Source organism: Methylobacterium sp. 88A, assembly GCF_000376345.1.
GTDB classification, from domain to species: Bacteria; Pseudomonadota; Alphaproteobacteria; order Rhizobiales; family Beijerinckiaceae; genus Methylobacterium; species Methylobacterium bullatum.
Map to the genome: position 1 here is coordinate 500,001 of NZ_AQVT01000001.1, position 26,742 is coordinate 526,742.

Here is a 26,742-nt window from a genome sequence, read left to right on the forward strand (position 1 = left end):
TCATCGACAATGCGGTGAAATATGGCGGCGCCGGCGGAACGGTGCGTGTCACCGCCGAAGAGCGCGGATCCGGCATTGCGGTCATCGTCTCCGACAATGGTCCGGGCATTCCAGAAGAGGCGCGCGGGCGCGTCCTCGGCCGGTTCGTCCGACTGGAGGAGGCGCGCTCCCTGCCGGGCTTCGGGCTCGGGCTCAGTCTCATCAACGCGGTGGTCCGCCTTCATCAGGGCACACTCGCCCTGGAAGAGAATCGGCCGGGACTTCGCGTCGTGATGACCCTCCCGACCTGAGAGGGTTCGCAAAACTCCCGGTGACGGCCGGTTCTCGCTCACGGCACGACGGCGCAGCCGAGACGTTTTTTTAGAGATACGAAGCAGGTTCGCTTTGGCGAGCCCATGCTCCATCGGGTGGTCGACATCCGGCGGAGGGAAGCGACGGCCTGGCTCCGCTCTGGACTCTTAGCGGGTACTGGGAAGGTCCGCTTCGGGGCTACTTCGTGGATGCCAGCCTACGATCGAAGCGGGTGGATTTCAGCTGGTCTGCTTACGGGCAGTTCAAGCCTTACAGCGGACGTAGACGCCAGATAGATGGGCGATCCGTCGCAAAAGCACCTTCTTGGCAACGATAGAAGTCAAAAGCGTGCTGCGACACCGCCCATGATCGTGCGCGGCGTACCCGGTGTAGCGTAACGGTTCTGGAAGGCGCGGTCGTAGTAGTTCGTGTCGAGTAGGTTGTCGACATTAAGATAGACCCGCACCTGCGGAGTGATCCAGTAGTACGTGATTAGGTTGACGACCGTGTATTCCGGCAGGCGGAAGGTCGAGAGGGCGGTGCCGGCCACGCGCTGACCGACATAAGTCACGCCACCACCAAGACCAAGCCCCCGTAACTCTGCCCCTTGGAACTCGTAGACGCTCTGCAGGGCGAGGGTGTCGGCAGGGATGTTGGCGATCCGCGTGCCCACGGGCAGCGTGTTGTCGCGGCTCACGGCGGCATCCGCATGGGTGTAGGTACCGATCACCCGCCAGCCGGGTGCCAGATATCCAGCAACGGTCAGGTCGAAGCCCCGGCTGCGCACCTCGCCCGCCGCTACGCTGAAGTTTGGATCGACAGCATCGGCCGTGAGGACGTTGGTGCGCCGAATGTCGAACAGAGCCGCCGTGGCGCTCAGTTGTCCGTCAAGCAGGCTGAGCTTGGTGCCGACCTCGTAGCCCTCGCCTTGCTGGAAAGCGAAGGGGCGTCCCGAGCGATCCGTGCCGGTATTCGGCAGGAATGAACGACCGTAGCTGCCGTAGACCGAGACCTCATCGGTGAGATCGTAGGTGAGGCCGAAGCGCGGGGTCGCGACCGTGTCCTGCAGGCTCGTGGTGCGGCCGGTGCGGTAGTCGGTGGAAACGAGGCCTAGGTTCTCCACGCGCAAGCCCAGAAGGGCATGGAGGCGTGGGGTGAGGTCTATCTGATCCTGAACGTAGCCGCCGAAGCTCTCGGTGTTCTGCAGGAAGTTGGTGATCGAGGCGAGAGGAGGCCGGGCGGATTGCCCGTAGCGGGGCGTGAGGAGGTCGAGGGTAAAGGGGAAGAGGTTCGCGTTCGAGCGGTTGAAGACCTCTCGATAGCGGTACGTGTCGTACTCGAAGCCCATCAGCAGAGTATGGCGGAATGGGCCGGTCTCGAACTTGCCCGCGAGGTTGAGCTGTAGGTCGAGATCCGACCAGCTCAAGTCGCGATGCTCGAAAGTTCGGCGCAGGGTGCGCCCGTCGCTGAGGACGTTCATGGCGCCTACGCCGTCGCCGACGAGGCTCCCACCCAGCGCCTGGACCCCAGCAGTTACCACCCAGTCCTGATCGAGCTTGTGCTCGATGCGGAGCTGGCCGAGGGCGTTGTCGTTGCGCACCGGCGGGATGCCAGGCTCGCCGATGAAGCGGTTGCGTGGCAGGGCGCGGATGTTGCCGTTGATTGGTACGACGCCCCGGTCGAAGGTCGCGGCCGTGCTGACGAACTCGCCCTCCAAAGTGACCGTGGTGTCGGCGGTCGGCTTCCAGGCGATGACAGGAGCGAGGTAGAAACGATCGCTGTGCACGAAGTCGCGGAAGCTGCCGTTGTCCTCCACGGCGCCGGTAACGCGAGCGAGCACTCGGCCTTCCTCGTCGAGGGCGCCAGTGGCGTCGAAGGTGCTTCGCTTCTGGTTGAAGCTCCCGAACTGCGTGCCGATCGCGAGGGCGCGCTCAGCCAATGGCTGCTTGGTCACGATGTTGAAGGTGCCGCCGGGATCGCCACGTCCGTATAGGAAGGCGGACGGGCCCTTCAGCACCTCGATCCGCTCAATGGCGACCACGTCCGGAGAGGGCGGGTAGCCCCGGTTGATCGGGAATCCGTTGCGGTAGTACTCGCCCGTGTTGAAGCCGCGGATGGTGAACTCCGTCAAGCCAAGGCCTGCAAAGTTGTTGGCCCGGCCGACGCCGGCAAGATCGAGGGCGGTGTCGACCCGCGTTGCGGCGGCGTCCTGCAGAACCCGATCCGGCACGACGACGATCGTCTGGGGCACCTCCCGTATCGGCGTGTCGGTGCGAGTCGCGCTGACGCTATCCCGTGCAAGGTAGCCATCGACATTGCGTGCTGTTCCGCCCGCAGGCCCTCCGGTGCCTACCACCGAAAGTTCGTCGAGCTGAACCTCTTGTGAGGCATCTGCGGCGAGCTGGGCTACGGCCGAACTGGGCCCAAAGCTGACCAACGAACCCGATTGCGCCACAAGCACGAAGGCAGCGGACGCGGCCAACGTAGTGCTTCTTTTAGTCATTTTTCTCGGCACGATCACGAACGCAAACCAACTTGAATCAATTCCGTCCGTTACGGTCCAGAAACACACGCGGTCAAGCTCGCAGGGATCCGAGCACACACGTCTAGCTTTGAGGTATTCGAATGTATCTCAGGCTAGGTCTAGAAGCGTTATAATCTGTCGCGTCTCGCAGGAAGTGTGTTGCATGCGCGTAACAGCGGTGAAGTTCGTTCGCGGGCCAGCAGTCCTGTTTGTCTTGCATTCGGTTTGTAGCGGCATCCCGTCTGCGTACCTCTAGCGAACAGCGCAACCGCTGGACGCCCTTACGGACGGATGGCTGCTTTTAGGAAGTGCTCATAGATGGCCGTATGACCGACTGGGGTCGGATGCGGAGCGTCCGGTCTCGGCCGCCCCCCACTGAAGCCCGCTTCCCACCCTGCACAGACGCTCAAGGCGGGTACCCTCCGTCAGATTTTCACCACGAGCTTGGGCTCTTGAGATGTCGCGCGTTGTCTGACGTGAAACCAGTGCCCGCTTTTGCTGAACCCGCTGAGCCGGGAAAGGACAGCCCGTGACCGAGGAAGCGCCCTTGACCCAGCGCCTGACGAGGGCGCCCGTGCTGATGGATCCCGAGCGTGCGGTGGCACGGCTCGAGGAGGTCGAGGCTGCGTTCGCCCATCTCGACGGGGCGGGACGAGCTTTGCTTCTCGGCCTTGCCGACCATTCTCCCTTTCTCTGGCAGCGTGTGGTGCGGGACCCCGGGCGCGTTGCCGCGATGCTGGAGAGGCCGCCCGAACGCGTGGTGGCCGACCTCATCGCCCGGCAGCGTTCCGCCGCACGCAGTGAGAGCGGAGAGGTCCGCGATCTCGATGCCGTCGCCGCCGAGCTTCGACGCAACCGCGGTGACCATGCTCTTCTGGTGGCCCTGGCCGATATCGGCGGGCTCTGGCCCCTGGCGACGGTGACCCGCGCCTTATCCGATTTCGCCGATGCTTCCGTTCATGCGGCGGCCGAGTCTCTGTTGTTGCAGGCGGCCGAAGCCGGGCGGTTTCACCCCCATGACGTTTCGAACCCGCAGCTCAAATCCGGACTCGTCATCCTCGGCCTCGGCAAGCTCGGGGCCGGCGAGCTCAATTATTCCAGCGACATCGACCTCGTCGTGTTCTTCGATCCCGATATCGCGCGGTTGAAGGAAGGCCTGGCTCCGACGCCGTTCTTTTCCAAACTCGCGCAGGGGATCGCCAAGCTGCTGCAGGAGCGCACCGCCGAGGGTTACGTCCATCGCGTGGATTACCGCCTGCGCCCCGATCCCGGATCGACGCCGACGGCCATCTCGCTGAATTCGGCCTATCTCTACTACGAGAATCTGGGCCAGAACTGGGAGCGCGCCGCCTATATCAAGGCGCGCGCGATCGCCGGCGACATTGAGGCGGGCGAACACTTCCTGACGGGCTTGCGGCCCTTCGTCTGGCGCAAGTATTTCGACTTTGCCTCCATCGCCGACGTCCATGCGATGAAGCGCCAGATCCATGCCGTGCGCGGGCACGACACGATCGCGGTCGCCGGGCACGACATCAAGCTCGGGCGCGGCGGCATCCGCGAGATCGAGTTCTTCGTCCAGACTCAGCAACTCGTCTTCGGCGGGCGACGGCCGGACCTGCGCGGCCGCCGCACCATCGCGATGCTGTCGGCGCTCACCGAGGAAGGCTGGATCGACGCCACCGCGCGCGACGAACTGGGGCAGGCCTACGATTTCCTGCGTACCGTCGAGCACCGCCTGCAGATGGTGAATGACGAGCAGACGCAACGATTGCCGACCGAAGAGGCCGGCCTCGAGAGCTTCGCCCGTTTCGCCGGTTTCGCCGATGCCAAGGCCTTCGAGACGGAGCTGTTCCATCACGCCCGGCGGGTGCAGGCGCATTACGCCCTGTTGTTCGAGGCCGAACCGGACCTGTCGGCTTCCGTGGGGAATCTCGTCTTCAGCGGGACGGACAACGATCCCGCAACCCTCGCCACCCTTCGGACCCTGGGCTTTGCCGATCCCGAACGCGTGGCCGAGACGGTGCGCGGATGGCATTTCGGTCGTCGCCCCGCCGTCCGCACGGCGCGTGCCCGCGAGGTTCTCACCGAGCTCGTCCCGGCCTTGATGCAGGCCCTCGGCGGCACGCCGAACCCCGATGTGGCCCTGGACACCCTCGACCGGGCCTTCGCGCGCATGCCGGCGGCGGTGGAACTCCTCACCATCCTGCGCTCGAACGATTGTCTGCGCCTTCTCTTCGCCGACCTGTTGGGAAGCGCTCCGCGCCTGGCCGAGACCGTCGCCTTCAGCCCCCATGTCCTCGACACGGTCATCGACCCGGCCTTCGTCGTGCCGAAAGTCGATGCCGAGGACATCGCCGCGCAGTATCACGGGCTCGTCGGCAAACCGGCGGCCTATGAGGATTTCCTCGACCGCAGCCGGGACGCCGCGCGGCAATTGCGCTTCGTCACCGGCGCGCGACTGCTCACGGGTATCCTGTCGCCGCAGGCGGCGGGGCGGGCCTATGCGGGCATCGCCGATGCCGTCGTGGCGGCAAGCCTCGATGCGGTCTCACGCCAGTTCTTCGCCGAGCATGGCGAGGTGCCCGGCGGGCGCTGTGTGGTCCTCGGCCTCGGGCGGCTCGGGGCCAACCAGATGACGGCGGAATCCGACATCGACCTCGTGGTGCTCTACGATTTCGATGCCGAGAACCGGACGAGTCTTGGGCCGAAGGCCATCGACGCGGTCATGGCCTACAACCGGCTGACGCAACGCCTCGTCGCGGCGCTGACGGCGCTGACCCGGCGCGGCGGTCTCTACGAGGTCGATCTTCGCCTGCGTCCCGGCGGCGGGCAGGGGCCCGTGGCGGTGCAGATGCGGAGTTTCCTTCCCTATCAGCAGGAGGAGGCCGATCTGTGGGAGCACATGGCGCTCACCCGAGCCCGGGTCGTCGCCGGGGATCGGAGTCTCGGCGACGAGGTGATGGGGCAGATCCGGACCATCGTCGGGCTGAAGCGCGAGACGGCGGAGGTCTATCGCGCGGTGCGCGACATGCGTCGGGTCGTGGCCAGCGAGAAAGGGTTTTCGGGGCCGCTCGATCTCAAGCTGGCGCCCGGAGGATTGCTCGATCTCGATTTCATGGCCCAGGCCCTCACCCTGGCCCATGCCGAGAGCCATCCCGGTCTCGTAGGCCTCGACGCATCCGCCGTCTTCGCCGAGGCTGGTAATCGGGGCCTTCTGCCGGTGAACGAGGCGCGGCGGCTCGGCGAGGCCTATCGCCTCTTCGACGACGTGCTCCATTGGCAGCGTCTCATGGGTGAGGCGGACTCGAAGGCGGGCGCGTCGGTGGCGCTGACGCGGCTCGCCATCGCCATGGGCCTGCCGGATGCCGCGACCCTGGCGGCGGAACTCGATGAACGCCGCGCCGAGGTCAGGTCGCTGTTCGAGCGGCTGCTCGGTTGAGCCTTGCAGGCCCGCTTTCGCGGGCCTGCGGCACCGGAATCGGACCCATCTACCGCTTCGTCGTTAATCGCGTCCGATGGCGGTCGAAAGGGGGGTGCTATGGCGGTGGATTCAGAGGAGATGACGCGCCTTGGCCAGGGCCACGAGGTCGTGCTGCGGCCGGGCGCCGATATGCTGGATCACCTCCGCCGCCGCCAGCGCTCCGAGCCGGGCGCTCGACACGTTGTCGAGTCCGCGGGCATGACCGGCGAGGAAACCCGCCGCGAACAGGTCCCCGGCGCCGGTCGTATCCACCACCTCATGCACCGGCGCGGCCTCGATGGAGCGGATCTCGCCGCCCTTCACCACCATCGCGCCCTCGGCGGACCGGGTGACGAGGCCGAGGAGATGCATGCCGCGCTGGTTGCGCTCGTCGCGCAAAGCTTTGAGGGCCGCTTCTTCGTCGTCCGTCTCGTAGAGGCTCTTCAACTCGCCAATATTGGCGAACAGAATATCGATGCTGCCGTCGCGGATGAGGCCCAGGAACTCCTCGCGATAGCGGCCGACACAGAACGCATCCGATAATGTCAGTGCGACGGCGTTGCCGGCATTGTGGGCGATCTTGGCGGCCTTGCGGAACGCCTCCTTGGCCGCCGGCGGGTCCCACAGATAACCTTCGAGATAGACGGTGCGGGCACTCGCCACGGTGGCCTCGTCCACATCGGCCGGCGACAGACCCTGGCAGGCGCCGAGATAGGTGTTCATGGTGCGCTCGCCGTCCGGCGTCACCAAAATGAAGCAGCGGGCGGTGGCGGGGCCTTCCGGCGCGGCCGGCACGGCGAAGGAGACGCCCGTCGCCTTGAGATCATGGGCGAAAAGGCCACCGAGCTCGTCGTCGCGGACCTTGCCGATGAAGCCGGTCTTCGCGCCGAGGAGAGCCGCGCCCACCGCGGTGTTCGCGCCAGAACCGCCGGAAACGATGGTGGCCGGTCCCATCACCGAGAACAGGCTCTCCGCCCGGTCCTCGTCGATGAGCTGCATGGCGCCCTTAGGGACGCCCTGCTGTTCGAGAAATTTTTCATCCGTCCGGGCGATCAGGTCGACGATGGCGTTGCCGAGGACGAGAAGGTCGAGGGGAGCGGACATCGGACATCCTGTCTGGCGCTGGCGATGCCGCAGGCTGTGGCATCGCACCCGGAGAGGGTCAAGCGAGGGAGGTCGTCACGGGTCCGCGAAGACGCCCCCTATTGCAGCGCCTTCACCTCGCACTGCGCGTAGTCGCTACTCGCCTTCACATAGGCGTTCAGCGCCTTCACATAGGCCTCGGCCAGGGGACGATAGGCCGCGATTTGCAGGTTGTAGGCTTTCACCGTGTCGTTGAACGTGTAGGCCTCCCAGCCGGGGCATCCGCCTTTGGCGTCGAGGCAGGCGGGCTTCGCGGGCGCGGTCGGCTTCGTCGGGCGTGTCGCCGGGTCCGGCGGCACGGCCTTCGTGCATTCCGCCATGGCGAAGGACGGCAGAAGGGCTGTCAGGACGAGAGCCGCTCCAAGAAGCCTGACACGCATCGCTGGAATTCCCTCACGTTCCAAACGCCCACTCACCGAGACGGTGCTGAGCTTGTGCGCGAGGGATTCGCCTGTCGCAAGCACTCAGCGCGCCTGGACCGCTTCCCGCCCGGACTGGTGGGGGACAGGCCTGCCCTTGCCGCCCCCACTCATGGCGGGCCGCATGAGGTTGAGCAGCGGCAGAGCGATGCCGCTGATGAGCACCCACCAGGCCGGGCGCAGGCCATCGTAGAATTCGAGGTTGGCTCCGAGCACCGCGCTGGCAGGCACGCCGCTCTTGAACCCGTACCACGCTGCCTCCACCAGGGCGGTGACGAGGGAGGCCGCGATGGCGAGGCCGAGCAGGGTGATCGCGTTCATCGGCAGGCGGAAGCGCTGCATTTCCCGCCACCCCATGAGCAGAAGAAACAGGCCACTCCAGTAGACCGGGGCCGACACGTCGATCTTGGCCTGAAGGAAATAGTGGAACAGGCCGAGCACCGCGATGACGTAGACGGATTTATGCAAGCGCGGCCAAGCCTTACTGAGACGGCGGATCATCCCGTCCGTGGAGGTGATTCCCAAGACGGCAAGGCCCAGCAGAGCCACGAAGCCGATGGTGAGGTAGAACCGCGAGACGATCTCGCTCACGACCTTCGACAGGATGAAATTCTGGTCGACGATGTAGAGGCCGAGATGGACGATGCCATAGGCAAGGACGGTCAGCCCGAGCATGCGCCGGACTAGGATCAGCTTGGGATAGTTCGCGATCCGCCGCAGCGGCGTCACCGCCAGGGAGAGCAGCAAGAATCGCACGGCCCATTCGCCCGTACCGTGGATAAGGGCGGTGATCGGCTTCGGCCCGAGGGCGTCGAACCCATAGGCGGCGGCGAGCCAGAGGCCGGGCGCCAGCGCGAACAGGAATGTCGCGAGTTTCAGGCCCGAGACGCGGCCAGCACGGTCATACCAGGGAGCGGAGAAAGTGGGTTTGGCAGGCATCAGGGTCCGTCAGCGAGTAAGTCTTCGCCCTCAGATAGGCGAGCGAGGGGACGAAATGGGGTGGCCCGGCCACACGTTCGTGCGAGACCGCCTTGTCCATTCGTATGACTACCGCCGAAGGTTACCTATCCGCCGTACCGTCGCGGCGCATCTCCGGGGCCTCCCGTCGCCCCGCCCGGATGTGGTAAAGCCCGCGGCGCCCCAGCCAAAGCCGTGAAACGCGTTCATGCCAGCTTCCGCCTTGCCCGACCCGATCGATGCCATGAGTGCCGAGGAGGCTCGCGCCGAGCACGCTGCCCTGTCGGAGCAGATCGCGGAGGCCGACCGGCTCTATCATGGAGAGGATGCGCCCGAGATCACGGATGCGGAATACGACGCCCTCCGGCGTCGCCTTGAGACGATCGAGACCCGCTTTTCGGATCTCGTCGGCACCGGACAGGCAAGTGCCACTGTCGGCGCAAAGGCCTCGGAAAAGTTCGCCAAGGTCCGGCATGCGATGCCGATGCTGTCCCTCGGCAATGCCTTCGCGGATGAGGAGGTCCACGATTTCGTGGCCCGGGTCCGTCGCTTCCTCAACCTGCCCGATGAGCCGCTCGCCTTCACCGCCGAGCCGAAGATCGACGGCTTGTCCCTCTCCCTACGCTATGTGGAGGGTAAGCTTGTCACGGCGGCCACGCGCGGCGACGGCGAGGTCGGCGAGGATGTGACCGCCAACGCCCGAACCGTCTCCGGCATCCCCGAGACGCTGGCGGGGACGGACTGGCCGGAGATCTGCGAGGTACGCGGCGAGGTCTATCTCTCGCACGCGGATTTCGCCGCCATCAACGCTCGCCATGAAGCGGCAGGAAAGGCGCTCTTCGCTAATCCTCGCAATGCGGCGGCCGGGTCCCTGCGCCAGCTCGATTCCCAGATCACCGCCTCGCGGCCGTTGAAATTCTTCGCCTATGCCTGGGGTGAGATGTCGGAGATGCGGGAGACGACGCAGCACGGCATGATCGCGGCCTTCGCCTCCTGGGGATTCGCGGTGAACGACCGCACGGTGCTTTGCGCCGACGCGGATGCGATGCTGGCGCATTACCGCGCCATCGAGGAGGATCGCGCCGGTCTCGGCTATGACATCGACGGCATCGTCTACAAGGTCGACGATCTCGCGTTGCAGCGCCGGCTCGGCTTCGTCTCGCGCAGCCCGCGTTGGGCGCTGGCGCATAAGTTCGCGGCGCAGAAGGCCTTCACGATCCTGGAGGCCATTGAGATCAATGTCGGCCGGACCGGGTCGCTCAATCCGCTAGCGCGGTTGAAACCGGTGACGGTTGGCGGCGTCGTTGTCTCGAATGCGACCCTCCATAACGAAGGGTACGTTCAGGGCGTCGGCGGCGACGGTGAGCCGATCCGCGACGGGCGAGACATCCGCGTCGGCGATACGGTCGTCGTCCAGCGCGCCGGCGACGTGATCCCGAAGGTGATGGATGTCGATCTTGCGCGGCGACCGCCGGATGCGACGCCCTATGTCTTTCCGGAGACCTGTCCCGCTTGTGGCAGCCGCGCCGTCCGCGAGGTCAATCCGCGCACCGGACAGCGCGATGCGGTACGCCGCTGCACTGGTGGACTCATCTGCCCGGCGCAGGGACTCGAGCGCCTGAAGCATTTCGTCTCGCGCAACGCCTTCGATCTCGAAGGCTTCGGCCAGACCTATATCGAGGTGCTGTTCGAGGCCGGGCTCATCAAGCAGCCCGCCGACTTGTTCCGCCTGGAATTCGCGCCGTTGAAGGAGGCCATCGTCGCCCGTCGCGAAGCGCTCTCGGCCGAACGCCGCGCCGAGGGCGAGCCACTGCCGAAAAAGGCGAAGAAGAAGGGTGACGACGAGGACAAGGCGATCAAGAACCTGCTGGCCTCCATCGACGAGCGCCGCAGCCTGGCCCTCAACCGGTTCCTGTTCGCCCTCGGGATTCGCCACATTGGTGAGTCCACCGCCAAGGCCTTGGCCAAACGCTTTCCGGATATGCCGAACCTGATGCAGGCCCTTGCCGCCGCTGCCGCCGCTCAGGCCGGACCGGACTGGCTCGAACTCTCGACGGTACCGAGGGTCGGCCCGACGACGCGGGACCGGTTGCTCGAATTCGGCTTCTCAAGCGAGGTGGAAGGCGGCGAGGTCGCGACGGGTCGGCGTCCGACTACGGCGCAGCGTGCGAACCTGATCGCCCATTACGGTGACGAGGCCGCCGTGGAAGCAGCTGTGAGCCGCGCCCGCGAGCAGCGTCCCGGCGATGCCTATCGTCTCTTCGCCGACGATGGCGAGATCGGTCCCGTCGCCACGGATTCCCTCATCGCGTTCTTTGCCGAACCGCACAATGCCGATGCGGTCCATGCCCTGATCCAAGAGGTGAAGACCGAGCCGATGGCGGCGGCGGCAACCGCAACGGCCTTCGCCGGCAAGACCGTGGTCTTCACCGGCTCCCTGGAGCGCATGACCCGAAGCGAGGCCAAGGCGACGGCCGAGCGTCTCGGTGCCAAGGTTTCGGGCTCCGTCTCGGCCAAGACCGATCTCGTCGTCGCTGGGCCGGGGGCGGGCTCCAAGCTGAACGACGCCGAGAAGCATGGGGTCAAGGTCGTGAGCGAAGAAGATTGGCTCGCCATGGTTGAGACGGCGTGACCACGCTCGCCATCGACTTCGAGACGGCCAATGAGAGGCGCGACAGCGCCTGCGCGGTTGGCCTCGCCTGGATCGAGGGCGGCGCGGTGGTGCGACGTGAATCACGCCTGATCCGCCCGCGCGAGATGCGGTTTTCTCCGGGCAACATCCGGGTCCACGGTATTCTGCCAGCGGATGTCCGGCAGGAACCGGAATTCCCGGACGTGATGGCGGAGTTCCTACCCGACCTCTCGTCCGGGCTGGTCCTCGCCCATAACGCCGGGTTCGACTTGGGCGTGCTACGCGCCTCGCTCCACACCTATGGCATGGCAGTTCCGGCCTTCGCTTCGCTCTGCACCCTTCAGATCGCGCGAAGAGTGTTTCCCGCGTCGGAAGGTTGCGGCCTCGGCAAGGTGGCCGCCCGGCTCGGTATCCGCTTCGAGCACCACGATGCGGGCGAGGACGCCTATGCCTGCGCGGAGATCGCCCTGGCGGCGGCAAGGGAGCATGGCGCGCCCGATATCACCGCCCTAGCGAGGGCGATCCATCTCCCGATCACGCAACTGCCGGCCGGCTATGTCGAGCGGGAAACGCGATCGTTCGGCGCGCCCGGCCCGCAGATCGCGGCGATGCGGTTTTCCGTGCGGGGAAGTCGTGGCACACTCTACGCGGTGACACTGGAGGACCGCCCAAGCGGCTCGCGTCTGCGCTGCACTTGCATGGCTGGCCGCTACGGCGTCGCCTGCCGCCATACCAAAGCACTACTCGTCGGCGACATCACCGATCTCGTATCTGGCAACCACGCGGACGTGGTCGCTCTCAGCCGGATGTTCGACGAGACTGCAATGCCGCGGCCCCGCGACATGTGACCGTTCAGATGACCTTGAGCAGGGCGTCGACGCCGGAAATCTCGGTCTTGGCCGGGGATTCCTCGACGTTCAGGACGCGCACCACGCCATCATCCACCAGCATGGAATAGCGCTTCGAGCGCGGGCCGAGCCCGAACCCCGCACCGTCCATGTCGAGGCCAATGGCCTTTGCGAACTCGGCATTGCCGTCGGCGAGGAACTCGATTCCCTCGGCGTTGCTGGCTTTCTGCCAGGCTTCGAGCACGAACACGTCGTTGACCGAGGTGACGGCGACGGCATCGACGCCGCGTGCCTTGATCTCTTCCTGCTTCTCGACGAAGCCGGGCAGATGATTGCGGTGGCAGCTCGGCGTGAATGCACCGGGCACGCCGATCAGGACGATGCGGCGCCCCTTGAAGATGTCGTCGGTGGTCTTCGCCTCGGGCCCCCCGGCGCCGCTCACGCGAAAGGTCACCTGGGGAAGGTGGTCGCCAACCTGGATCGTCATCCGTCGTCGTCTCCTCAGATCGCCTGGAGCCCATGCCCGGTCTTGAGGACCGGTTCTCGTTACCGCGCGTGGCCCCATGGACCAACGGCGCCATGATGGCCCCCGGTGGGCGAGAAGGGTCTACCCCGAGCCCATGGGTGTGTCGAGGAGGGCCTCGTAGAAGCGGGCGCCGTCCACATTCCTTCTGCGGGTCGCGACCCGATCAAAGCAGAATGGAGAGTTGGCCACCCTCAGCCTCAACGAGTCCGCGCTGGACAAGCCAGCCCACCCAGGTAGCATGATGCAATGCGACAAGATCCGGATTCAGCCTATCTCGACGGCCAGTTCCTGGTGGCGATGCCCGGCCTCACGGACGAGCGCTTCGCAAGATCGGTGATCTATCTCTGTGCTCATTCGGCGGACGGCGCGATGGGGATCATCCTCAACAAGCCGGCCAACGATCTGAACATGCCGGATCTCCTGATTCAGCTTGATATCGCCAGCGAGGACGATGCGATCCGCTTGCGCGAGAGGGTCGGCCATATTCCTGTGCTTATGGGCGGTCCGGTGGATGCCAAGCGCGGTTTCGTGCTCCACACCGACGATTTTCACATCGACCAATCGACACTCATCATCGACGACGGGATCTGCCTCACCGCCACGGTGGAAATCCTGCGTGCCATCGCAAACGGTGCCGGACCCGCGAGCGCGGTGCTCGCCCTCGGCTATGCCGGATGGCAAGCCGGGCAGCTCGAGAACGAGATCCTCGCCAATGGCTGGCTCAACTGTCCGGCCGATCCGGCCATGATCTTCAATTCTGCGCTCGACACCAAGTACGAGCGTACCTTGCGAAGCAATGGCATCGATCCAGCGATGTTATCCTTCAGCGCAGGCCGGGCCTGACGGACCGGCCTGAGGGGGTCATTCCCCGATTGGCGAGCCGTCGCTGTCCGGGTTCATCCCTTCGACCGCCGGCTTCGGCTTGCGCGGCCGAGGCGTCGTGCTCGCGGTCGGTGTTGCCGTGCTGGCACCGAGACGCGCGGCAAGGGAAAGGGCGCGGGCTTCGGTGAAACGCACGTTGCAGAAACCATGGGCGCCCTCGCGGGCATAGGTCCGGCAGGTCTGCTCCCGGTCTGAGGAGAAAGCCGCCTGTTCGGTGACGATGGTGCGGACGTCCTGCCCGCGGGCGCGCTGGGTCATGACCTTGTAATTGTCCCGAACCGCCTTGTCGGCGACGCCTCGTCCGGAATCGAATTCCGCGGAGCGGGGAATCAGCGTCGCGGCAGCAGGCCCCCACAGGCCGACTGGCGTGGTGGCACAATCGGCGGCCGTGAAACTGCAGACCCGGTTGCTGCCCAGCGGCGTAACCAGCACGCTGCCTTCCAGGATCTCGAACCGGAGCGGGCATTCACCGCCCGCGATCTCGTAGCGCGCCACGCCCTGAGGACGACCCTCTGAGGAAAGGGAGATCGGCGATCCGCCCGAGAGCGGAACCTTGCAGGTCTCGTTCGGCTGCGAAACCTTGGTGCCGGGCAGCGTGATCCGTGCCGTTGCCGCGCCGCCGGCTCTGTCGATCTTGAGGCTGCCGGTCAGGCCGTTCAGCATGAGTTCCTGGCCGAGAATGTTGTCATCGCTCGGCGTCTTGAGAACGACGGGTCGCAGGGGAGCCGGAGCAGCCTTCGGAGCCTCCGGCGCAGGTTCTCCCGGCGCTCCCGGCGGCAGCAGCGTCCCAGGCTGAGGCGATCCGGTCGGAGGCACACCGCGAGGTGGCACCGGAGGCTTGGCCGCCTTGCCGATGCCGAACAGCTCCTCGAAAAAATTCTGCGCGTCCGCTTCGTTCGCCGGGAGGGCGACGAGGGGCAGGACGAGAAGGGCGGGGAGCAGGCGTAGGCCTCGGGACGGACGCATCAGGTCTTTCATGCCTCTGGAACTCGCAGCACCGGACCGGTGAACAGTGAACGTGCAGCGGGCTCTCGTTCTCGCATCAGCTTCTTCGAAAGCGGGTATCATATCTGGGGCTGAGGCTTCGTAAGGCGAGCCTGCCTTCGATCCGCGTTGACGGTCCGAAAGCTGGTCTGCCATCCTCGAACCTAGCATGTGATCGATGGCGCTGCCGTGGCGTCCCTGCAACATTTTTGAGGTCCAAGGCGCCGGATACTAGCCATTCCAGACGCAAAGGTCTTGGTCGGCGAGGGAGATAGGATCGGCGTGGCCGTTCGCGGTGCTTCGCCTTGCGGCTCCGCATCACCCTTCTTATATCCGGCGGGACGCGGGATTAAGACCTGGATGAGCGCGTTTCAGGCGCTTCGGCTGGTTCGAATTCCGCTCTCACAATCTTTCGTTCTTCACCGCCATGGGCCGGGCCGCTTCGGGGCTCGGCGGTCTGCTTGACCAAATGACATGAGAGGGATCCCGCCATGGGTAAAGTAATCGGCATCGATCTGGGCACCACTAATTCCTGCGTGGCCGTCATGGAAGGCACGCAGCCCAAGGTCATCGAAAACGCGGAAGGCGCGCGCACCACGCCGTCCATCGTCGCTTTCCTCGACGACGGCGAGCGTCTCGTCGGCCAGCCGGCCAAGCGCCAGGCGGTCACCAATCCCGAACACACGTTCTTTGCCATCAAGCGTCTCGTGGGCCGCACCTACGACGATCCGATGACGCAAAAGGACAAGGGTCTCGTGCCCTATAAGATCGTTCGCGGCGACAACGGCGATGCCTGGGTCGAGGCCGACGGCAAGAAGTATTCCCCCTCGCAGATTTCGGCCTTCACGCTTCAGAAGATGAAGGAGACCGCCGAGGCGCATCTTGGCCAGCCGGTGACGCAGGCCGTCATCACGGTTCCCGCCTACTTCAATGACGCCCAGCGTCAAGCCACCAAGGACGCTGGTAAGATCGCCGGCCTCGAAGTGCTGCGCATCATCAACGAGCCGACGGCGGCTGCTCTAGCCTACGGCCTCGACAAGAAGAAGACCGGTACGATCGCGGTCTACGATCTCGGTGGCGGCACTTTCGACGTGTCGATCCTGGAAATCGGTGACGGTGTGTTCGAGGTGAAGTCCACCAATGGCGACACCTTCCTTGGTGGCGAGGACTTCGACAACCGCGTCGTCGAGTACCTGACCTCCGAGTTCAAGAAGGAACAGGGTATCGACCTGACGAAGGATAAGCTCGCCCTCCAGCGCCTCAAGGAGGCCGCCGAGAAGGCGAAGATCGAGCTGTCCTCGGCGACGCAGACCGAGATCAACCTGCCCTACATCACGGCCGATGCGACGGGGCCGAAGCATTTGGCGCTGAAGCTCTCTCGCGCCAAGTTCGAGAGCCTCGTGGACGACCTCGTCCAGCGCACAATCGAGCCCTGCCGCAAGGCGCTCAAGGATGCTGGCGTCTCGGCCTCTGAGATCGACGAGGTGGTTCTGGTCGGCGGCATGATCCGCATGCCGAAGATCCAGGAAGTCGTGAAGTCCTTCTTCGGCAAGGAGCCCCACAAGGGCGTCAATCCGGATGAGGTCGTGGCCATCGGCGCTGCGGTCCAGGCCGGTGTGCTCCAGGGCGACGTCAAGGACGTGTTGCTTCTCGACGTGACCCCGTTGTCGCTCGGCATCGAAACGCTGGGCGGCGTCTTCACCCGTCTGATCGACCGTAACACCACGATCCCGACGAAGAAGTCGCAGACCTTCTCGACGGCCGAAGACAACCAGAACGCTGTCACCATCCGCGTCTTCCAGGGTGAGCGCGAGATGGCGGCTGACAATAAGATGCTCGGCCAGTTCGATCTGATGGGCATCCCGCCCGCCCCGCGCGGCATGCCGCAGATCGAGGTGACCTTCGACATCGACGCCAACGGCATCGTCAACGTGACGGCCAAGGACAAGGCGACGAACAAGGAGCACCAGATCCGTATTCAGGCTTCAGGCGGTCTGTCGGATGCCGACATCGATCGGATGGTGAAGGACGCCGAGGCCAATGCCGAGGCGGACAAGAAGCGTCGCGAGTTGGTCGAGGTGAAGAACCAGGGCGAAAGCCTCATTCACGCCACCGAGAAGTCAGTGAAGGAGTATGGCGACAAGGTCTCGGCCGATGACAAGGCTGCGATCGAGACCGCCATGACTGCCCTTCGTACGGCTCTTGAGGGTGACGACATCGAGGTCATCAAGTCCCGCACTACGGATTTGATGCAGTCGTCGATGAAGCTGGGCGAGGCTATGTACGCTGCGAGCAGCCAGACGCCCGAAGGCGGGGCTGAGGGTAGCGAGGGCCACGAGGCGAAGAAGGACGACGTCATCGATGCCGACTTCCAGGAAGTCGATGACAAGGACCAGAAGAAGCGGGCATAACGCTCGTCTTAGAGAAGGAGGGGGACCGGAGCGATCCGGTCCCTCGTCATGTCTGGTGGGATGACGGTGTGGCCCTCCGTAGAGGCGGGCGCGCCGGGGGACGTTGAGGGCGGGTATGTCGAAGCGGGACTATTACGAGGTTCTGGGCGTCTCCAAGACTGCGACAGACGGCGAGATGAAGGTCGCCTTCCGCAAGCTCGCCATGGCCTACCACCCGGATCGCAACCCCGGGAACGCCGAGGCCGAACTCAAGTTCAAGGAAGTCAACGAAGCCTACCAGACGCTCACCGACGGGCAGAAGCGTGCGGCCTATGACCGTTTCGGCCATGCCGCATTCCAGCAGGGCGGAGCCGGCGGCCCGGGATTCGGGAACGAGTTCGGCGACTTCATGTCGGACATTTTCGACAATTTCTTCGGCGACGGCCGTGGTGCGGGTGGCGCTGGCGGTGCGCGCGGTGGACGTGGTGGCTCGACACGCGAACGTGGTGCGGATTTGCGCTACAATCTCGAGATCTCCCTCGAGGATGCGTTCGCCGGTAAGACCGAGACGATCACGATGGCCACTGCCGTTACCTGTGAGGTCTGTTCCGGCAGCGGTGCGAAAGCCGGCTCCAAGCCCAAGCCGTGTCAGACTTGCGGCGGCTACGGTCGCGTGCGCGCGGCGCAAGGGTTTTTCGCCATCGAGCGTACGTGCCCGGCCTGTCACGGACGCGGTGAGATCATCGACAACCCGTGCGGCAATTGTTCCGGCGCAGGCCGTGTCACTCGGGAGCGCACGCTTTCCATCAACGTACCGGCCGGCGTCGATGACGGCTTGCGGATCCGTCTGGCCGGCGAGGGCGAGACCGGCCTGCGCGGTGGCCCCGCCGGCGACCTCTACGTCTTTCTTTCGATCAAGCCGCACACGTTCTTTCAGCGGGATGGTGCCGATTTGTTTTGCCGCGTCCCGATCTCGATGGTCACCGCTGCCCTGTCTGGGGAGATCACCGTGCCCGTAATCGACGGATCGCAGACCGAAGTCCGCATCCCGGCAGGCACGCAGACGGCCAAGCAGTTCCGGATCAAGGGCAAGGGCATGCCGGTTCTTCGGTCCCGCGATGTCGGCGATCTTTATATTCAGGTGTTCGTCGAGACGCCTCAGAACCTGTCGAAGCGTCAGCGTGAACTGCTTCAGGAGTTCACCAGCACGGCATCGGACGAGAACCACCCTGAAAGTGCGGGGTTTTTCTCCAAGGTCCGCGATTTCTTCGATGGGTTGAGCGGCGTTGCGCGGTCGTGACGCTCCGCGATCTCACAGGCGGCGGATCGAAACGGCCTGGCTCCCGTTGTGGCTGTGGCGGCGCTGCATCGTCGCCAGTAGCACGACGCGTTGCTCCCGCCCTATGCTGAGCTTCGATCTTGACGGGCACCGGCTTTCGTCGTCTAGCCTTGAGTCCCCATGCGTGATCTGAGGACATTGGATCTTGCCTCCGCTCCATCGACCCAGTGCTAAAGTCTATGCCGCCACCGGATCGGTCCGTGAACGGCGGGAGCCGCTGGAAGATGAGGCGCGTTTTCTGCGATCTTGGTTCGAGCGGCCGCTTGTCACCGGCTCGGTGACGCCGTCGGGTAAGATGCTTGCCCGCATGATGGCGTCCTACGTCGACCCCCGCGTGCCCGGCCCCGTCATCGAGCTCGGTCCCGGTACCGGTCCCGTCACCGAGGCCCTGATACGTCGTGGCATCGAGCAGGAGCGGCTCGTCCTAGTCGAGTACAATCCGGATTTCTGCAAGCTGCTGCAGAAGCGCTTTCCACGCGCCACCATCCTGCGCGGTGACGCCTACAACATCCGCGCGACCATCGGCGACCTTCTCACCGAGAAGGCTGCGGCTACCGTTTCCAGCCTGCCTCTGTTCACCAAGCCTTTGGAACAGCGTCTCGATCTTCTGAACGCCACACATACGCTCATGCATGCGGGCTCGCCCTTCGTGCAGTTCACCTATGCGGTGGTGCCGCCGATCCCCGAGCGTTGCGATGCGGGCAGCTACACGGCCAGCCGGTCCAGCCGAGTTTGGCTCAACCTGCCGCCAGCGCGAGTCTGGGTCTACCGCCGTCCCTGAGGGACCGCCGCAGAACGTCGCCTGAAGACGTGGCTCATCCGCGGTTCAGCCCATCGCTCCTACCGTTCGATCACTGCGCCGGGATCGCCCCGGCGTCGCAATCGATGGAGACTGACATGGCGTTTCGCCCATTCGCACAGCGGACGAGGGGTTGGCTCGCAGCCGCAGCACTCGCCCTCGGCGTCATCGGCATCGCGCCGGGTATCGTTCAGGCGGCACCGCTTGCTCCGGCCGTTGCCTTGGCCGAGCCAGCGCAGACGGGCATTGTCCCAGTCCAGTATGGCTGGGGCGGTCACCACCACCACCATCGCAGACACCATGGCTGGGGTGGACATCACCGCCATGGCTGGGGCGGTCACCGGGGGTACGGCTGGGGCGGTCATGGCCATCACGGATGGCGTCCGCGTCACCATGGCTGGGGTCACCACCACCATCATCACCATCATGGGCATCGCCACGGCGGACACTACCGCTTCTAGTGGAAAGGCCCCGGCAGGTTCATCCGCCGGGGCCTCGCTCTTTGTTCTCCCATCGCGGCCGGTCGGATGGCGGATGGTTCGAGGGATCGATCTCACATCGGCTTTCCACGTTCGCAATTGGTCGGCAAAGCCAGTCGATCCCCGGAATGGACGCGCGCGGCGTCGTTTCACAGCGCGTGCCGGCTGCCGAGCTCTTCAGGCTATCCGCTCGATGATGGCCAGTCGCGGTAAAGGGGTGTTGGGTGTGATCCGGTAAGCAGCCCGCAAAGCTCTTTCGGCGGAATCGGCTTGGGTTTCGTTGCGGGCATGGACAATACCGAGAAGGTCGGCGGCATCTCCGGGACGGGCCAGAGATGAAAGACCTACCGCCGGGTCGATGCCGTCCTGGGGCCGAGTGCGCCCGCCGCCCAATGCGATGACGGCAAGCCCGATCTCGCGGGTCTCGATCCGCGAGACGACGCCAGTCGTGAGAGATCTCACCGCGCGGACCACCGGTGCGACGGGGCGATACCGGTCGGCCTTCTCGATGAAATCGGCAGGGCCACCCAACGCGGAAACCATGCGCCCGAAGATCTCGGCGGCCCGTCCGGAATCGCGGGCGTCTTCGACCTTTCGGGACGCCTCGGCGATGTCCGTGGCGAGCCCGCCGAGCACCAGCATCTCGGCGCAGAGCGCCACGGTGACGGCGTGGAACGCTGGTTCGCCGGAGCGACCGGTGAGGTAATCCACGGCATAGGCCACTTCGAGGGCGTTGCCTGCGCTGGAGGCCAGGGGCGCGTCCATATCTGTGATGAGCGCAACGGTCCTCAGGCCGGCACAGTTGGCGACGGCGACGATACTTTCGGCGAGAGCCCGTGCTTCATTGGTCTCCGCCATGAAGGCGCCGGAGCCAGCCTTCACATCCATCACGAGGCCGCCGAGACCCGCCGCGAGCTTCTTCGACAGGATAGACGCCGTGATCAGGTCGAGGGATTCCACCGTGCCGGTCACATCGCGGATGGCGTAGAGGCGCCGATCCGCCGGGGCGAGATCGGCCGTCTGTCCGATGATGGCGCAACCGATGGAACGGGTGACGCTGCGGAAACGGTCGAGACCAGGTGTGGCGTCGTAGCCGGGAATGCTTGCGAGCTTGTCGAGGGTGCCGCCGGTATGCCCGAGGCCCCGGCCGGAGATCATCGGCACGTAGCCACCGCAGGCGGCGACCATCGGGGCGAGGGCGAGACTCACCGTATCGCCGACGCCCCCGGTCGAATGCTTGTCGAGGACAGGGCCGGGCAAGTCCCAATCGAGCACCGTTCCCGAATGGGTCATCGCCCGGGTCAGGGCCACGCGCTCGGGCAGCGACAGGCCGCGGAAGAACACCGCCATCGCGAAGGCGGCGGCTTGTCCTTCTGTCACCCGCCCGTCAGTGAGACCCGAGATGAAGCCGGTGATCTCGCCATCCGTGAGTACGCGTCCGTCCCGCTTGGCCCGGATCAACTCCTGCGGCAGCATCAGGCGCGCTTCCGGAGGCTTTGGGTCAGCGCATCGTGCAGGCTGCTCGCCCCGATGCGGAAGGTCTTCGGTTCGACCCAGTCCGGTCCCATGATCCTGTCGGCTATGGCAAGATACAGGGCGGCATCGGCCACGGTCCGTAATCCGCCCGAGACCTTGAATCCGACAGGTCGCCCGCTGTCCCGGATGGCAGCGAGCATCGCTTCGGCGGCTTGCGGCGTTGCGGAGACGGCGCTTTTGCCCGTTGAGGTCTTGAGGAAATCCGCTCCCGCAGCGATGGCGAGTTGGCTTGCTTCGGCGATCTGCATGACGTCCGGCATCGCTCCGGATTCGAGGATCACCTTGAGGATCGCGCGACCGGAGACCTCGCGCACGGCGGCGATCATGTCAGTTGGCGTCCGCGCGTCGCCAGCAAGGAACGCCCGATAGGGTAGGACGATGTCGATTTCATGCGCTCCGTCATGCAGCGCCTCGGCGGTATCTTCCGCAGCGCGCTCGATATCCGTGCCGCCTGCGGGAAAGTTGATCACCGTGGCGATGCGGACGGGCGTACCGGCCAGCAACGCGACGCAGCGCCCGATATGCTGGGGCCAGACGCAAACCGCGGCGACGCAGCTCGCTCGGGCCTTTCCGCAGAGCGTCGCAATAGCCTGATCAGAGCAGGAATCGCCGAGATCGGTGAGATCGAGGAGAGGAAGGGCGCGCCGGGCAATGGCGGAGTCCAAATTATGGGGATCGACGATCATGCTCCTTTCCTACAGCCGTGCGACGAACGCGTCGATGAGACGGGCGAGATCGAAAGCAGCGGCGGCCGCCGCGCGCTTGGTCTCGTCGTGATGCGGATCGCCGTCTCCGATTCCGGCGGCGATGTTCGTGACGACGGAGATCGCCGCGACCTTCAAACCGAAGAACCGGGCGAGGATCGTCTCCGGCACGGTCGACATGCCCACGAGGTCGGCGCCGAGGCGCCCCGCCATGCGGATCTCGGCCGGGGTCTCGAAGCTGGGGCCCGAGAACCATGCATAGACACCCTCGTGCAATGGGATCCCGCAATCCTGCGCCGCTTCGTGGAGGGTCTTGCGGGCCGCTGCATCGTAGGCGCCTACCATGGGGACGAAGCGGTCATCGCCCGTCTCGCCGATCAGAGGATTGAGGCCAGACAGATTGATGTGGTCGCTGAGGGCCACGAGGCTGCCTGGCCCCGCCTGCGCCACCAGCGATCCGGCCGCGTTGGTGAGGAGAAGGAGCGGGACTCCGAGCGCCTTGGCGACGCCCAGCGGCACCTTCATGACGGCAGCGTCGCCGGTCTCGTAGGCATGGCTCCGCCCCTCGAAGACCAGCACGCGGCGCCCGGAGAGGCGCCCAGCATGGAGGGTGCCGCCGTGACCCGTCACGCCGGGAGAAGGAAAGCCTGGAATGTCGGAATAGGCGAGGGAGAGGCCGTCTTCGAGCTTGCCGGCGACGAGTCCGAGGCCCGTGCCGGTGACGATGGCGGCAACGTAGGGACCGGTAAAACCGTGGCCCCGGACGGTGTCGGCGGCGAGCGAGATGGCTGCGTCAGGCATCGGCGAGCATGTTCTTGCGGTGCAGATTGTCTGGGCCGAAGGAATCCGGCAGCAGCGCCTCCAGGGTGAAGCTCTGGCGGATGCCCTCCGGACCGGCGATGTGGATCGGCGTTCCGGGTGCGGCGAACTCCCTGATCCGCTGGCGGCAGGCGCCGCATGGCGTCACCAGATTCGGGCCGTTTCCGATGATGAGAATGGCGGTTATGGCGCGCCCGCCGCCGGCGATCATCGCCGCGATGGCGCCTGCTTCGGCGCAGGTGCCGACGGGGTAGGCGGCGTTCTCGACGTTGCAGCCGGCATGCAGGCGGCCGTGCTCGTCCCTCAGGGCGGCGCCGACGGGGAAGTCGGAATAAGGCGCGTAGGCCAGGGACTTAGCAGCCGCGGCCGCCTCGAACAGAGCCGCGAGGTCCGCGCCGATCGTGTCCGTCATCGTATCGGATCCGGTGGGAGGGTTCACGTCCCGTTAGAACAGGAACGCCACCCCCCTGTCGAGCGCCATCGGCCCCCCTGTTCGAGCGCCATCGGACGCCCTTTCGAGCGCCATCGAACATCATCGACATGGCGCCGCCACGATCCTAGAACGCTCCTTCGATGGTCTCAGTTGGGAAGCGGGCGAGACATGCTGGGTCGGTTCGAACGCAAGGCCTCCGGCGAGGCGACGGTGGAGTATGGCGACGGCACCATGCGCATCGTGAAGCCAGGCAGTTTCGTGCGCTGCGCGGTGACCGGCGAGCCGATCGCCCTCGACAGCCTTCGCTACTGGAGCGCCGAACTGCAGGAGGCCTACATCACGCCCGAGGCGGTGATGAAGCGTCTGGCCGAGCTGGGACGGTCGCCGGGCTGAACGCCTCGCCCGCGCGGCGCAACTGGGCGAGGACGCTCCCCTCGTCGTCAAACAGAAGGGTGACGCCCAGTGCCGTCACCCCGGCGGCGAAATCCGCCGGCAGGCGCACCATGTCCTTCTCCGTCGTCACCAGCATCGCGCCGAGGGCATCGGCCCATGCCGCGAGGCCGGCCAGATCCGCGGCACGATAGGGATGGTGATCCGGAAAGGTCCGGGTCTCGATGACGCTCGCTCCGGCCTGGGCCAGGGTCTCGAAGAATTTTCGCGGTCGACCGATCCCGGCGAAAGCGAGCACGGGCTTTCCCGCGACGACTGTCGGCGCGGTCGGAACCAGCCTCGCCCGATGGACCGGCAGCCTCCGCGACGCCGCCTCCACCGCCAATGCCTCGCCCTGGGCGCCTTCGCCGATGACGACGAGGCCGTGGACATGGCGCCATTGCCGCGCGAGCGGTGCCCGTAAGGGGCCGGCCGGGAAGGCCAGGCCGTTGCCGATGCCGCTACCCGCATCGACCACCGCGAGGCACAGGTCCTTGGTGAGGCTCGGATTCTGGAGCCCGTCATCCATCACCACCACATCGGCACCGAGAGCCCGGCAGAGCCTCGCCCCTTCGGGCCGGTCGCGGGCGAGGATCGTGCGGGCGCCGCGCGCGAGGAGAAGCGGCTCGTCGCCCACGTCCAGTGAGGTGTGCCGGCTCGGATCCACCGTCACCGGGCCGGCGAGGCGCCCGCCATAGCCACGGGTCAGGAAGGCGGGCTCCGCGCCGATCCTTCTCAGAAATGCCGCCACAGCGAGAGCCGTGGGGGTCTTTCCCGCCCCGCCCAGGGTGAAGTTGCCGATGCAGATGACGGGGCATGCCGCCCGCTCGCCAGCGCGGTCCATGCGGGCGGCGACGCGGGAGCCATAGAGATGGCCGATGGGCGCCAGGAACCGGCCCAGGGGATGACCGGGGGCATCCCAGAAGGCCGGGGGCCGCATCAGGAGCCGGCCATGGCCGCGAGCTTCATCTGGGCGATGAAGGGATCGAGAATCGCGAGGGTTCGCTCCACCGCCCCTTCGAACGGCCGCAGGGCGGCGTTGCCGGCCTCCGCCATGGCGCGGGATCGGGGCGTGTCGTGGAGGAGGTCGCCCACGGCGGTCGCCAACTCCCCGGCATCCGCCACCATCATCGCCCCACCGGCCTCGTCGAGGGCGCGATAGACCTGGGCGAAGTTCTGGACGTTCGGCCCGTGCAGGATCGCCGCGTGGAGGCGGGTCGGCTCGATCGGGTTCTGGCCGCCACGCCGCGTCATCGAGCCACCGAGGAACACCAGAGGTGCGAGGCGATAGAACAGGCCCAGTTCCCCGAGCGTATCGGCGACGTAGAGATCGACGCCGCCATGGGGGCGGCCGCCACGCGAGCGCAGGGCGCTCCGCAGGCCGACGGCGGCGGCGCATTCCGCGACCTCCCCGCCACGGTGGGGATGGCGCGGCACGACGATGGTCAGGAGGTTCGGGAGTCGCGCCCTGAGGGTCGCATGGGCCTCGGCCACCATGGCATCCTCGCCCGGATGGGTGCTGGCCGCGACCCAGACCGGCCGGTCGCCGACGACGTCGCGCAGATAGGCGAGCTGCTGCTCGTCCGCCGGGGGTACGGCCGAATCGTATTTCAGGTTTCCGGCGACGCTCACGCGGGGCGCGCCGAGCCTTTCGAAGCGCTCGGCATCGTCCTTGGTCTGTGCGAGGCAGATGGCGATGCGCGAGAGCAGGGCTTCCGCCGTGCGCGGCGAGCGCGCCCAGCCCTTGAACGAGCGTTCCGACATCCGGCCGTTGACGAGGAGGAGGGGGATGCCGCGCTGATGCAGGGCGATGACCGTGTTCGGCCAGATCTCGGATTCCGCCACCAGCGCCAGATCCGGCTGCCAATGCTCGATGAAGCGCTCGATCCAGCGCGGCGCGTCGAGGGGCATGTATTGATGCACCGCGCCCGCCGGCAGGCGCCGGCCGATCAGTTCGGCGGCACTGCGTGTCCCCGTGGTGACGAGGACGCTGAAACCCCGGGCGATCATGCCGTCGATCAATCCGACGAGAGAGAGCACCTCGCCGACGCTGGCGCCGTGCATCCAGGCCAGGGGCCCGACGGGGCGGGCTCGTCCGGGAAGGCCACGTCGCTCGGACAGGCGGCCGGGGTCTTCCTTGCCCTTGCGCGAGCGCCAGGCCAGCAGGCCGGCCACCGCCGGCTCACCCACATAGAGCCCGTAGCGATAGGCCTGGAGGGCGATGGTGAGGGGAGGCGTCTTCACGCAAACGGCCCGAGGGCGAGGGAGCCGGCCACCGGATCGACGACCCGGTCGAGGCGGCCGACGAGGGTGTAGGCCCGGTCGTGGACCCGGTTCATTTCGTTCTCCAGCCGCTGGCGCAAACGCTCCAGTTCCTCCGGTTCGACGTCGCGCGGGACGAGGACCGGCTCGCCGAAGACCATGGCGCCCCTGCCGAAGGGCAGCCCGAAACAGGCCTGGTCCCAGCTGTCGAAGCGCAGGTGCCGGCTCGTCACCACTGCGACGGGAATGATCGGCCGGCCGGAGAAGCGTGCCAGGGTGAGGATGCCGACGTCGCATCGGCGCGACACCTTGGGCACATCGGCGCTGAAGGCGACGCTCTCGCCGTCCTTCAGGGCGCGGATCATGGCGCGCAGGCCTTCCGCCCCACCCTTCGCCCGAATGTCCCGCACGGCGCGGCCACGGGCTCCGGAGGCCCGGATGACGCGAACCCCCATCCGGGTGAGGGCGATGGTGTTGATGTTGCCGTCCGCCGAGCGCGAAATGATCGTGGCGATCCGGTCCTGCGGCCGGCGCATGAACGAGATCATCGTATGCTGGCCGTGCCACATCCCGGCGATGAACGGCGACAGTCCGTCGAGCCACCGGTGCGGCTCGGCCGGCTCCACCGTGAAGCGGTTGGTGGCGCGCACGAGGCGCAGGTAGTGATAGGCGGCAAAGCCGAGGCTTTTCTGAACCGGTGGAGACCGGCCGATGCGTTTGAGAAGGCTCATTCACTCGGTTCCACGGGCCACCGGATCGGCCATCCGTCCAGTCGGTGACCGAGACGTCCACGCCCGGTTGCGCCGCCGGCGCATCCGTCGAACGTCGCCCGCTCGGGAGCCATACCGGTCCCGCAGGGTCTAACGCCGTTCGAATTGCCCGCGCA

23 protein-coding genes (1 of these 23 cut by a window edge) are annotated in these 26,742 nt (G+C 66.0%); 9 read left to right on the plus strand and 14 right to left on the minus strand.

Annotated features, from left to right (window positions below; all coding sequences use genetic code 11):
• A protein-coding gene (locus A3OM_RS0102330) for a HAMP domain-containing sensor histidine kinase (RefSeq protein ID WP_018042120.1) crosses the window boundary here: on the plus strand, window positions 1-290 show its final stretch. Its footprint begins 1,099 nt before the window's first position; only the last 290 of its 1,389 coding nucleotides appear in the window; its start codon lies off the left edge, out of view; its stop codon occupies window positions 288-290.
• Window positions 291-631: 341 nt separating this feature from the next.
• On the opposite strand, the gene A3OM_RS0102335 is transcribed toward A3OM_RS0102330, so the two are convergent.
• Window positions 632-2,794, minus strand: a complete 2,163-nt coding sequence (locus A3OM_RS0102335; RefSeq protein ID WP_198290842.1) for a TonB-dependent siderophore receptor — start codon at window positions 2,792-2,794, stop codon at window positions 632-634.
• 601 nt (window positions 2,795-3,395) lie between these two features.
• Here A3OM_RS0102335 and A3OM_RS0102340 point away from each other — a divergent pair.
• Window positions 3,396-6,254 carry a bifunctional [glutamine synthetase] adenylyltransferase/[glutamine synthetase]-adenylyl-L-tyrosine phosphorylase gene (locus A3OM_RS0102340; RefSeq protein WP_051074360.1) on the plus strand — a complete coding sequence of 953 codons (2,859 nt, stop codon included), beginning with the start codon at window positions 3,396-3,398 and terminating at the stop codon, window positions 6,252-6,254.
• A 111-nt stretch (window positions 6,255-6,365) separates the two neighbouring features.
• Here the strand turns inward: A3OM_RS0102340 and A3OM_RS0102345 are convergent, their stop codons facing one another.
• The 3 genes from A3OM_RS0102345 to A3OM_RS0102355 all read right to left on the minus strand — a co-directional run bounded on the left by A3OM_RS0102345 (window position 6,366) and on the right by A3OM_RS0102355 (window position 8,776).
• Window positions 6,366-7,379, minus strand: coding sequence for an adenosine kinase (locus A3OM_RS0102345; RefSeq protein ID WP_018042123.1), 1,014 nt, complete (start codon window positions 7,377-7,379; stop codon window positions 6,366-6,368).
• Between the two features lie 98 nt (window positions 7,380-7,477).
• Window positions 7,478-7,798: a hypothetical protein gene (locus tag A3OM_RS0102350; protein WP_018042124.1), complete on the minus strand. Its 321-nt coding sequence runs from the start codon at window positions 7,796-7,798 to the stop codon at window positions 7,478-7,480.
• An 84-nt stretch (window positions 7,799-7,882) separates the two neighbouring features.
• Entirely contained in the window at window positions 7,883-8,776 is an 894-nt protein-coding gene (locus tag A3OM_RS0102355; RefSeq protein ID WP_018042125.1) for a protein-methionine-sulfoxide reductase heme-binding subunit MsrQ, read from the minus strand.
• A 226-nt stretch (window positions 8,777-9,002) separates the two neighbouring features.
• On the opposite strand from A3OM_RS0102355, the gene ligA reads away from it, so the two are divergent.
• Together ligA and A3OM_RS0102365 are read left to right on the plus strand one after the other, a co-directional pair.
• The gene (gene ligA / locus A3OM_RS0102360; protein WP_026175641.1) at window positions 9,003-11,426 is read left to right on the plus strand and encodes an NAD-dependent DNA ligase LigA; all 2,424 of its coding nucleotides are present in this window, start codon (window positions 9,003-9,005) and stop codon (window positions 11,424-11,426) included.
• Window positions 11,423-12,274, plus strand: a complete 852-nt coding sequence (locus A3OM_RS0102365) for a 3'-5' exonuclease (RefSeq protein ID WP_018042127.1) — start codon at window positions 11,423-11,425, stop codon at window positions 12,272-12,274. Before ligA ends, A3OM_RS0102365 begins: the two co-directional genes overlap by 4 nt.
• A gap of 4 nt (window positions 12,275-12,278) precedes the next feature.
• Here A3OM_RS0102365 and A3OM_RS0102370 read toward each other — a convergent pair whose 3' ends face one another.
• Window positions 12,279-12,761, minus strand: coding sequence for a peroxiredoxin (locus A3OM_RS0102370; RefSeq protein WP_018042128.1), 483 nt, complete (start codon window positions 12,759-12,761; stop codon window positions 12,279-12,281).
• A 285-nt stretch (window positions 12,762-13,046) separates the two neighbouring features.
• On the opposite strand from A3OM_RS0102370, the gene A3OM_RS0102380 reads away from it, so the two are divergent.
• Window positions 13,047-13,643 carry a YqgE/AlgH family protein gene (locus A3OM_RS0102380; RefSeq protein ID WP_018042130.1) on the plus strand — a complete coding sequence of 199 codons (597 nt, stop codon included), beginning with the start codon at window positions 13,047-13,049 and terminating at the stop codon, window positions 13,641-13,643.
• A gap of 18 nt (window positions 13,644-13,661) precedes the next feature.
• Here A3OM_RS0102380 and A3OM_RS0102385 read toward each other — a convergent pair whose 3' ends face one another.
• On the minus strand, window positions 13,662-14,648 hold the full coding sequence (locus A3OM_RS0102385) for a hypothetical protein (RefSeq protein ID WP_026175642.1): 987 nt from the start codon (window positions 14,646-14,648) through the stop codon (window positions 13,662-13,664).
• A 509-nt stretch (window positions 14,649-15,157) separates the two neighbouring features.
• Here A3OM_RS0102385 and dnaK point away from each other — a divergent pair.
• The 3 genes from dnaK to A3OM_RS0102400 all read left to right on the plus strand — a co-directional run bounded on the left by dnaK (window position 15,158) and on the right by A3OM_RS0102400 (window position 19,176).
• The gene (gene dnaK / locus A3OM_RS0102390) at window positions 15,158-17,077 is read left to right on the plus strand and encodes a molecular chaperone DnaK (protein ID WP_026175643.1); all 1,920 of its coding nucleotides are present in this window, start codon (window positions 15,158-15,160) and stop codon (window positions 17,075-17,077) included.
• 115 nt (window positions 17,078-17,192) lie between these two features.
• A complete protein-coding gene (gene dnaJ, locus A3OM_RS0102395) occupies window positions 17,193-18,356 on the plus strand; it encodes a molecular chaperone DnaJ (RefSeq protein ID WP_018042133.1) in 1,164 nt (387 codons plus the stop codon).
• Window positions 18,357-18,540: 184 nt separating this feature from the next.
• Window positions 18,541-19,176 (plus strand): rRNA adenine N-6-methyltransferase family protein, encoded by a 636-nt coding sequence (locus A3OM_RS0102400; protein WP_026175644.1) that lies wholly within the window; start codon window positions 18,541-18,543, stop codon window positions 19,174-19,176.
• A 59-nt stretch (window positions 19,177-19,235) separates the two neighbouring features.
• Here the strand turns inward: A3OM_RS0102400 and A3OM_RS25665 are convergent, their stop codons facing one another.
• From A3OM_RS25665 to A3OM_RS0102425, 5 genes are all read right to left on the minus strand, one after another.
• On the minus strand, window positions 19,236-19,622 hold the full coding sequence (locus A3OM_RS25665; protein WP_157196423.1) for a hypothetical protein: 387 nt from the start codon (window positions 19,620-19,622) through the stop codon (window positions 19,236-19,238).
• 228 nt (window positions 19,623-19,850) lie between these two features.
• Window positions 19,851-21,152 carry a thymidine phosphorylase gene (gene deoA / locus A3OM_RS0102410; protein WP_026175645.1) on the minus strand — a complete coding sequence of 434 codons (1,302 nt, stop codon included), beginning with the start codon at window positions 21,150-21,152 and terminating at the stop codon, window positions 19,851-19,853.
• Window positions 21,149-21,895: a deoxyribose-phosphate aldolase gene (gene deoC, locus A3OM_RS0102415; protein ID WP_018042137.1), complete on the minus strand. Its 747-nt coding sequence runs from the start codon at window positions 21,893-21,895 to the stop codon at window positions 21,149-21,151. Before deoC ends, deoA begins: the two co-directional genes overlap by 4 nt.
• Window positions 21,896-21,904: 9 nt before the next feature.
• Entirely contained in the window at window positions 21,905-22,714 is an 810-nt protein-coding gene (locus A3OM_RS0102420) for a purine-nucleoside phosphorylase (protein ID WP_018042138.1), read from the minus strand.
• Window positions 22,707-23,144, minus strand: a complete 438-nt coding sequence (locus A3OM_RS0102425; protein WP_018042139.1) for a cytidine deaminase — start codon at window positions 23,142-23,144, stop codon at window positions 22,707-22,709. Before A3OM_RS0102425 ends, A3OM_RS0102420 begins: the two co-directional genes overlap by 8 nt.
• Before the next feature lie 189 nt (window positions 23,145-23,333).
• Between A3OM_RS0102425 and A3OM_RS0102435 the strand changes: the two genes are divergently transcribed.
• Entirely contained in the window at window positions 23,334-23,558 is a 225-nt protein-coding gene (locus tag A3OM_RS0102435; RefSeq protein WP_018042140.1) for a DUF2093 domain-containing protein, read from the plus strand.
• Here the strand turns inward: A3OM_RS0102435 and lpxK are convergent.
• The 3 genes from lpxK to A3OM_RS0102450 are packed head-to-tail and all read right to left on the minus strand — an operon-like array spanning window position 23,503 to window position 26,587.
• Window positions 23,503-24,534, minus strand: coding sequence for a tetraacyldisaccharide 4'-kinase (lpxK, locus tag A3OM_RS0102440; RefSeq protein ID WP_018042141.1), 1,032 nt, complete (start codon window positions 24,532-24,534; stop codon window positions 23,503-23,505). The two genes, A3OM_RS0102435 and lpxK, sit on opposite strands and share 56 nt — an antisense overlap.
• A complete protein-coding gene (locus A3OM_RS0102445; protein WP_026175646.1) occupies window positions 24,534-25,838 on the minus strand; it encodes a 3-deoxy-D-manno-octulosonic acid transferase in 1,305 nt (434 codons plus the stop codon). The genes lpxK and A3OM_RS0102445 overlap by 1 nt, the downstream gene beginning before the upstream one ends.
• Window positions 25,835-26,587, minus strand: a complete 753-nt coding sequence (locus tag A3OM_RS0102450) for a lysophospholipid acyltransferase family protein (protein WP_018042144.1) — start codon at window positions 26,585-26,587, stop codon at window positions 25,835-25,837. The genes A3OM_RS0102445 and A3OM_RS0102450 overlap by 4 nt, the downstream gene beginning before the upstream one ends.
• Between the last annotated feature and the right edge of the window lie 155 nt (window positions 26,588-26,742).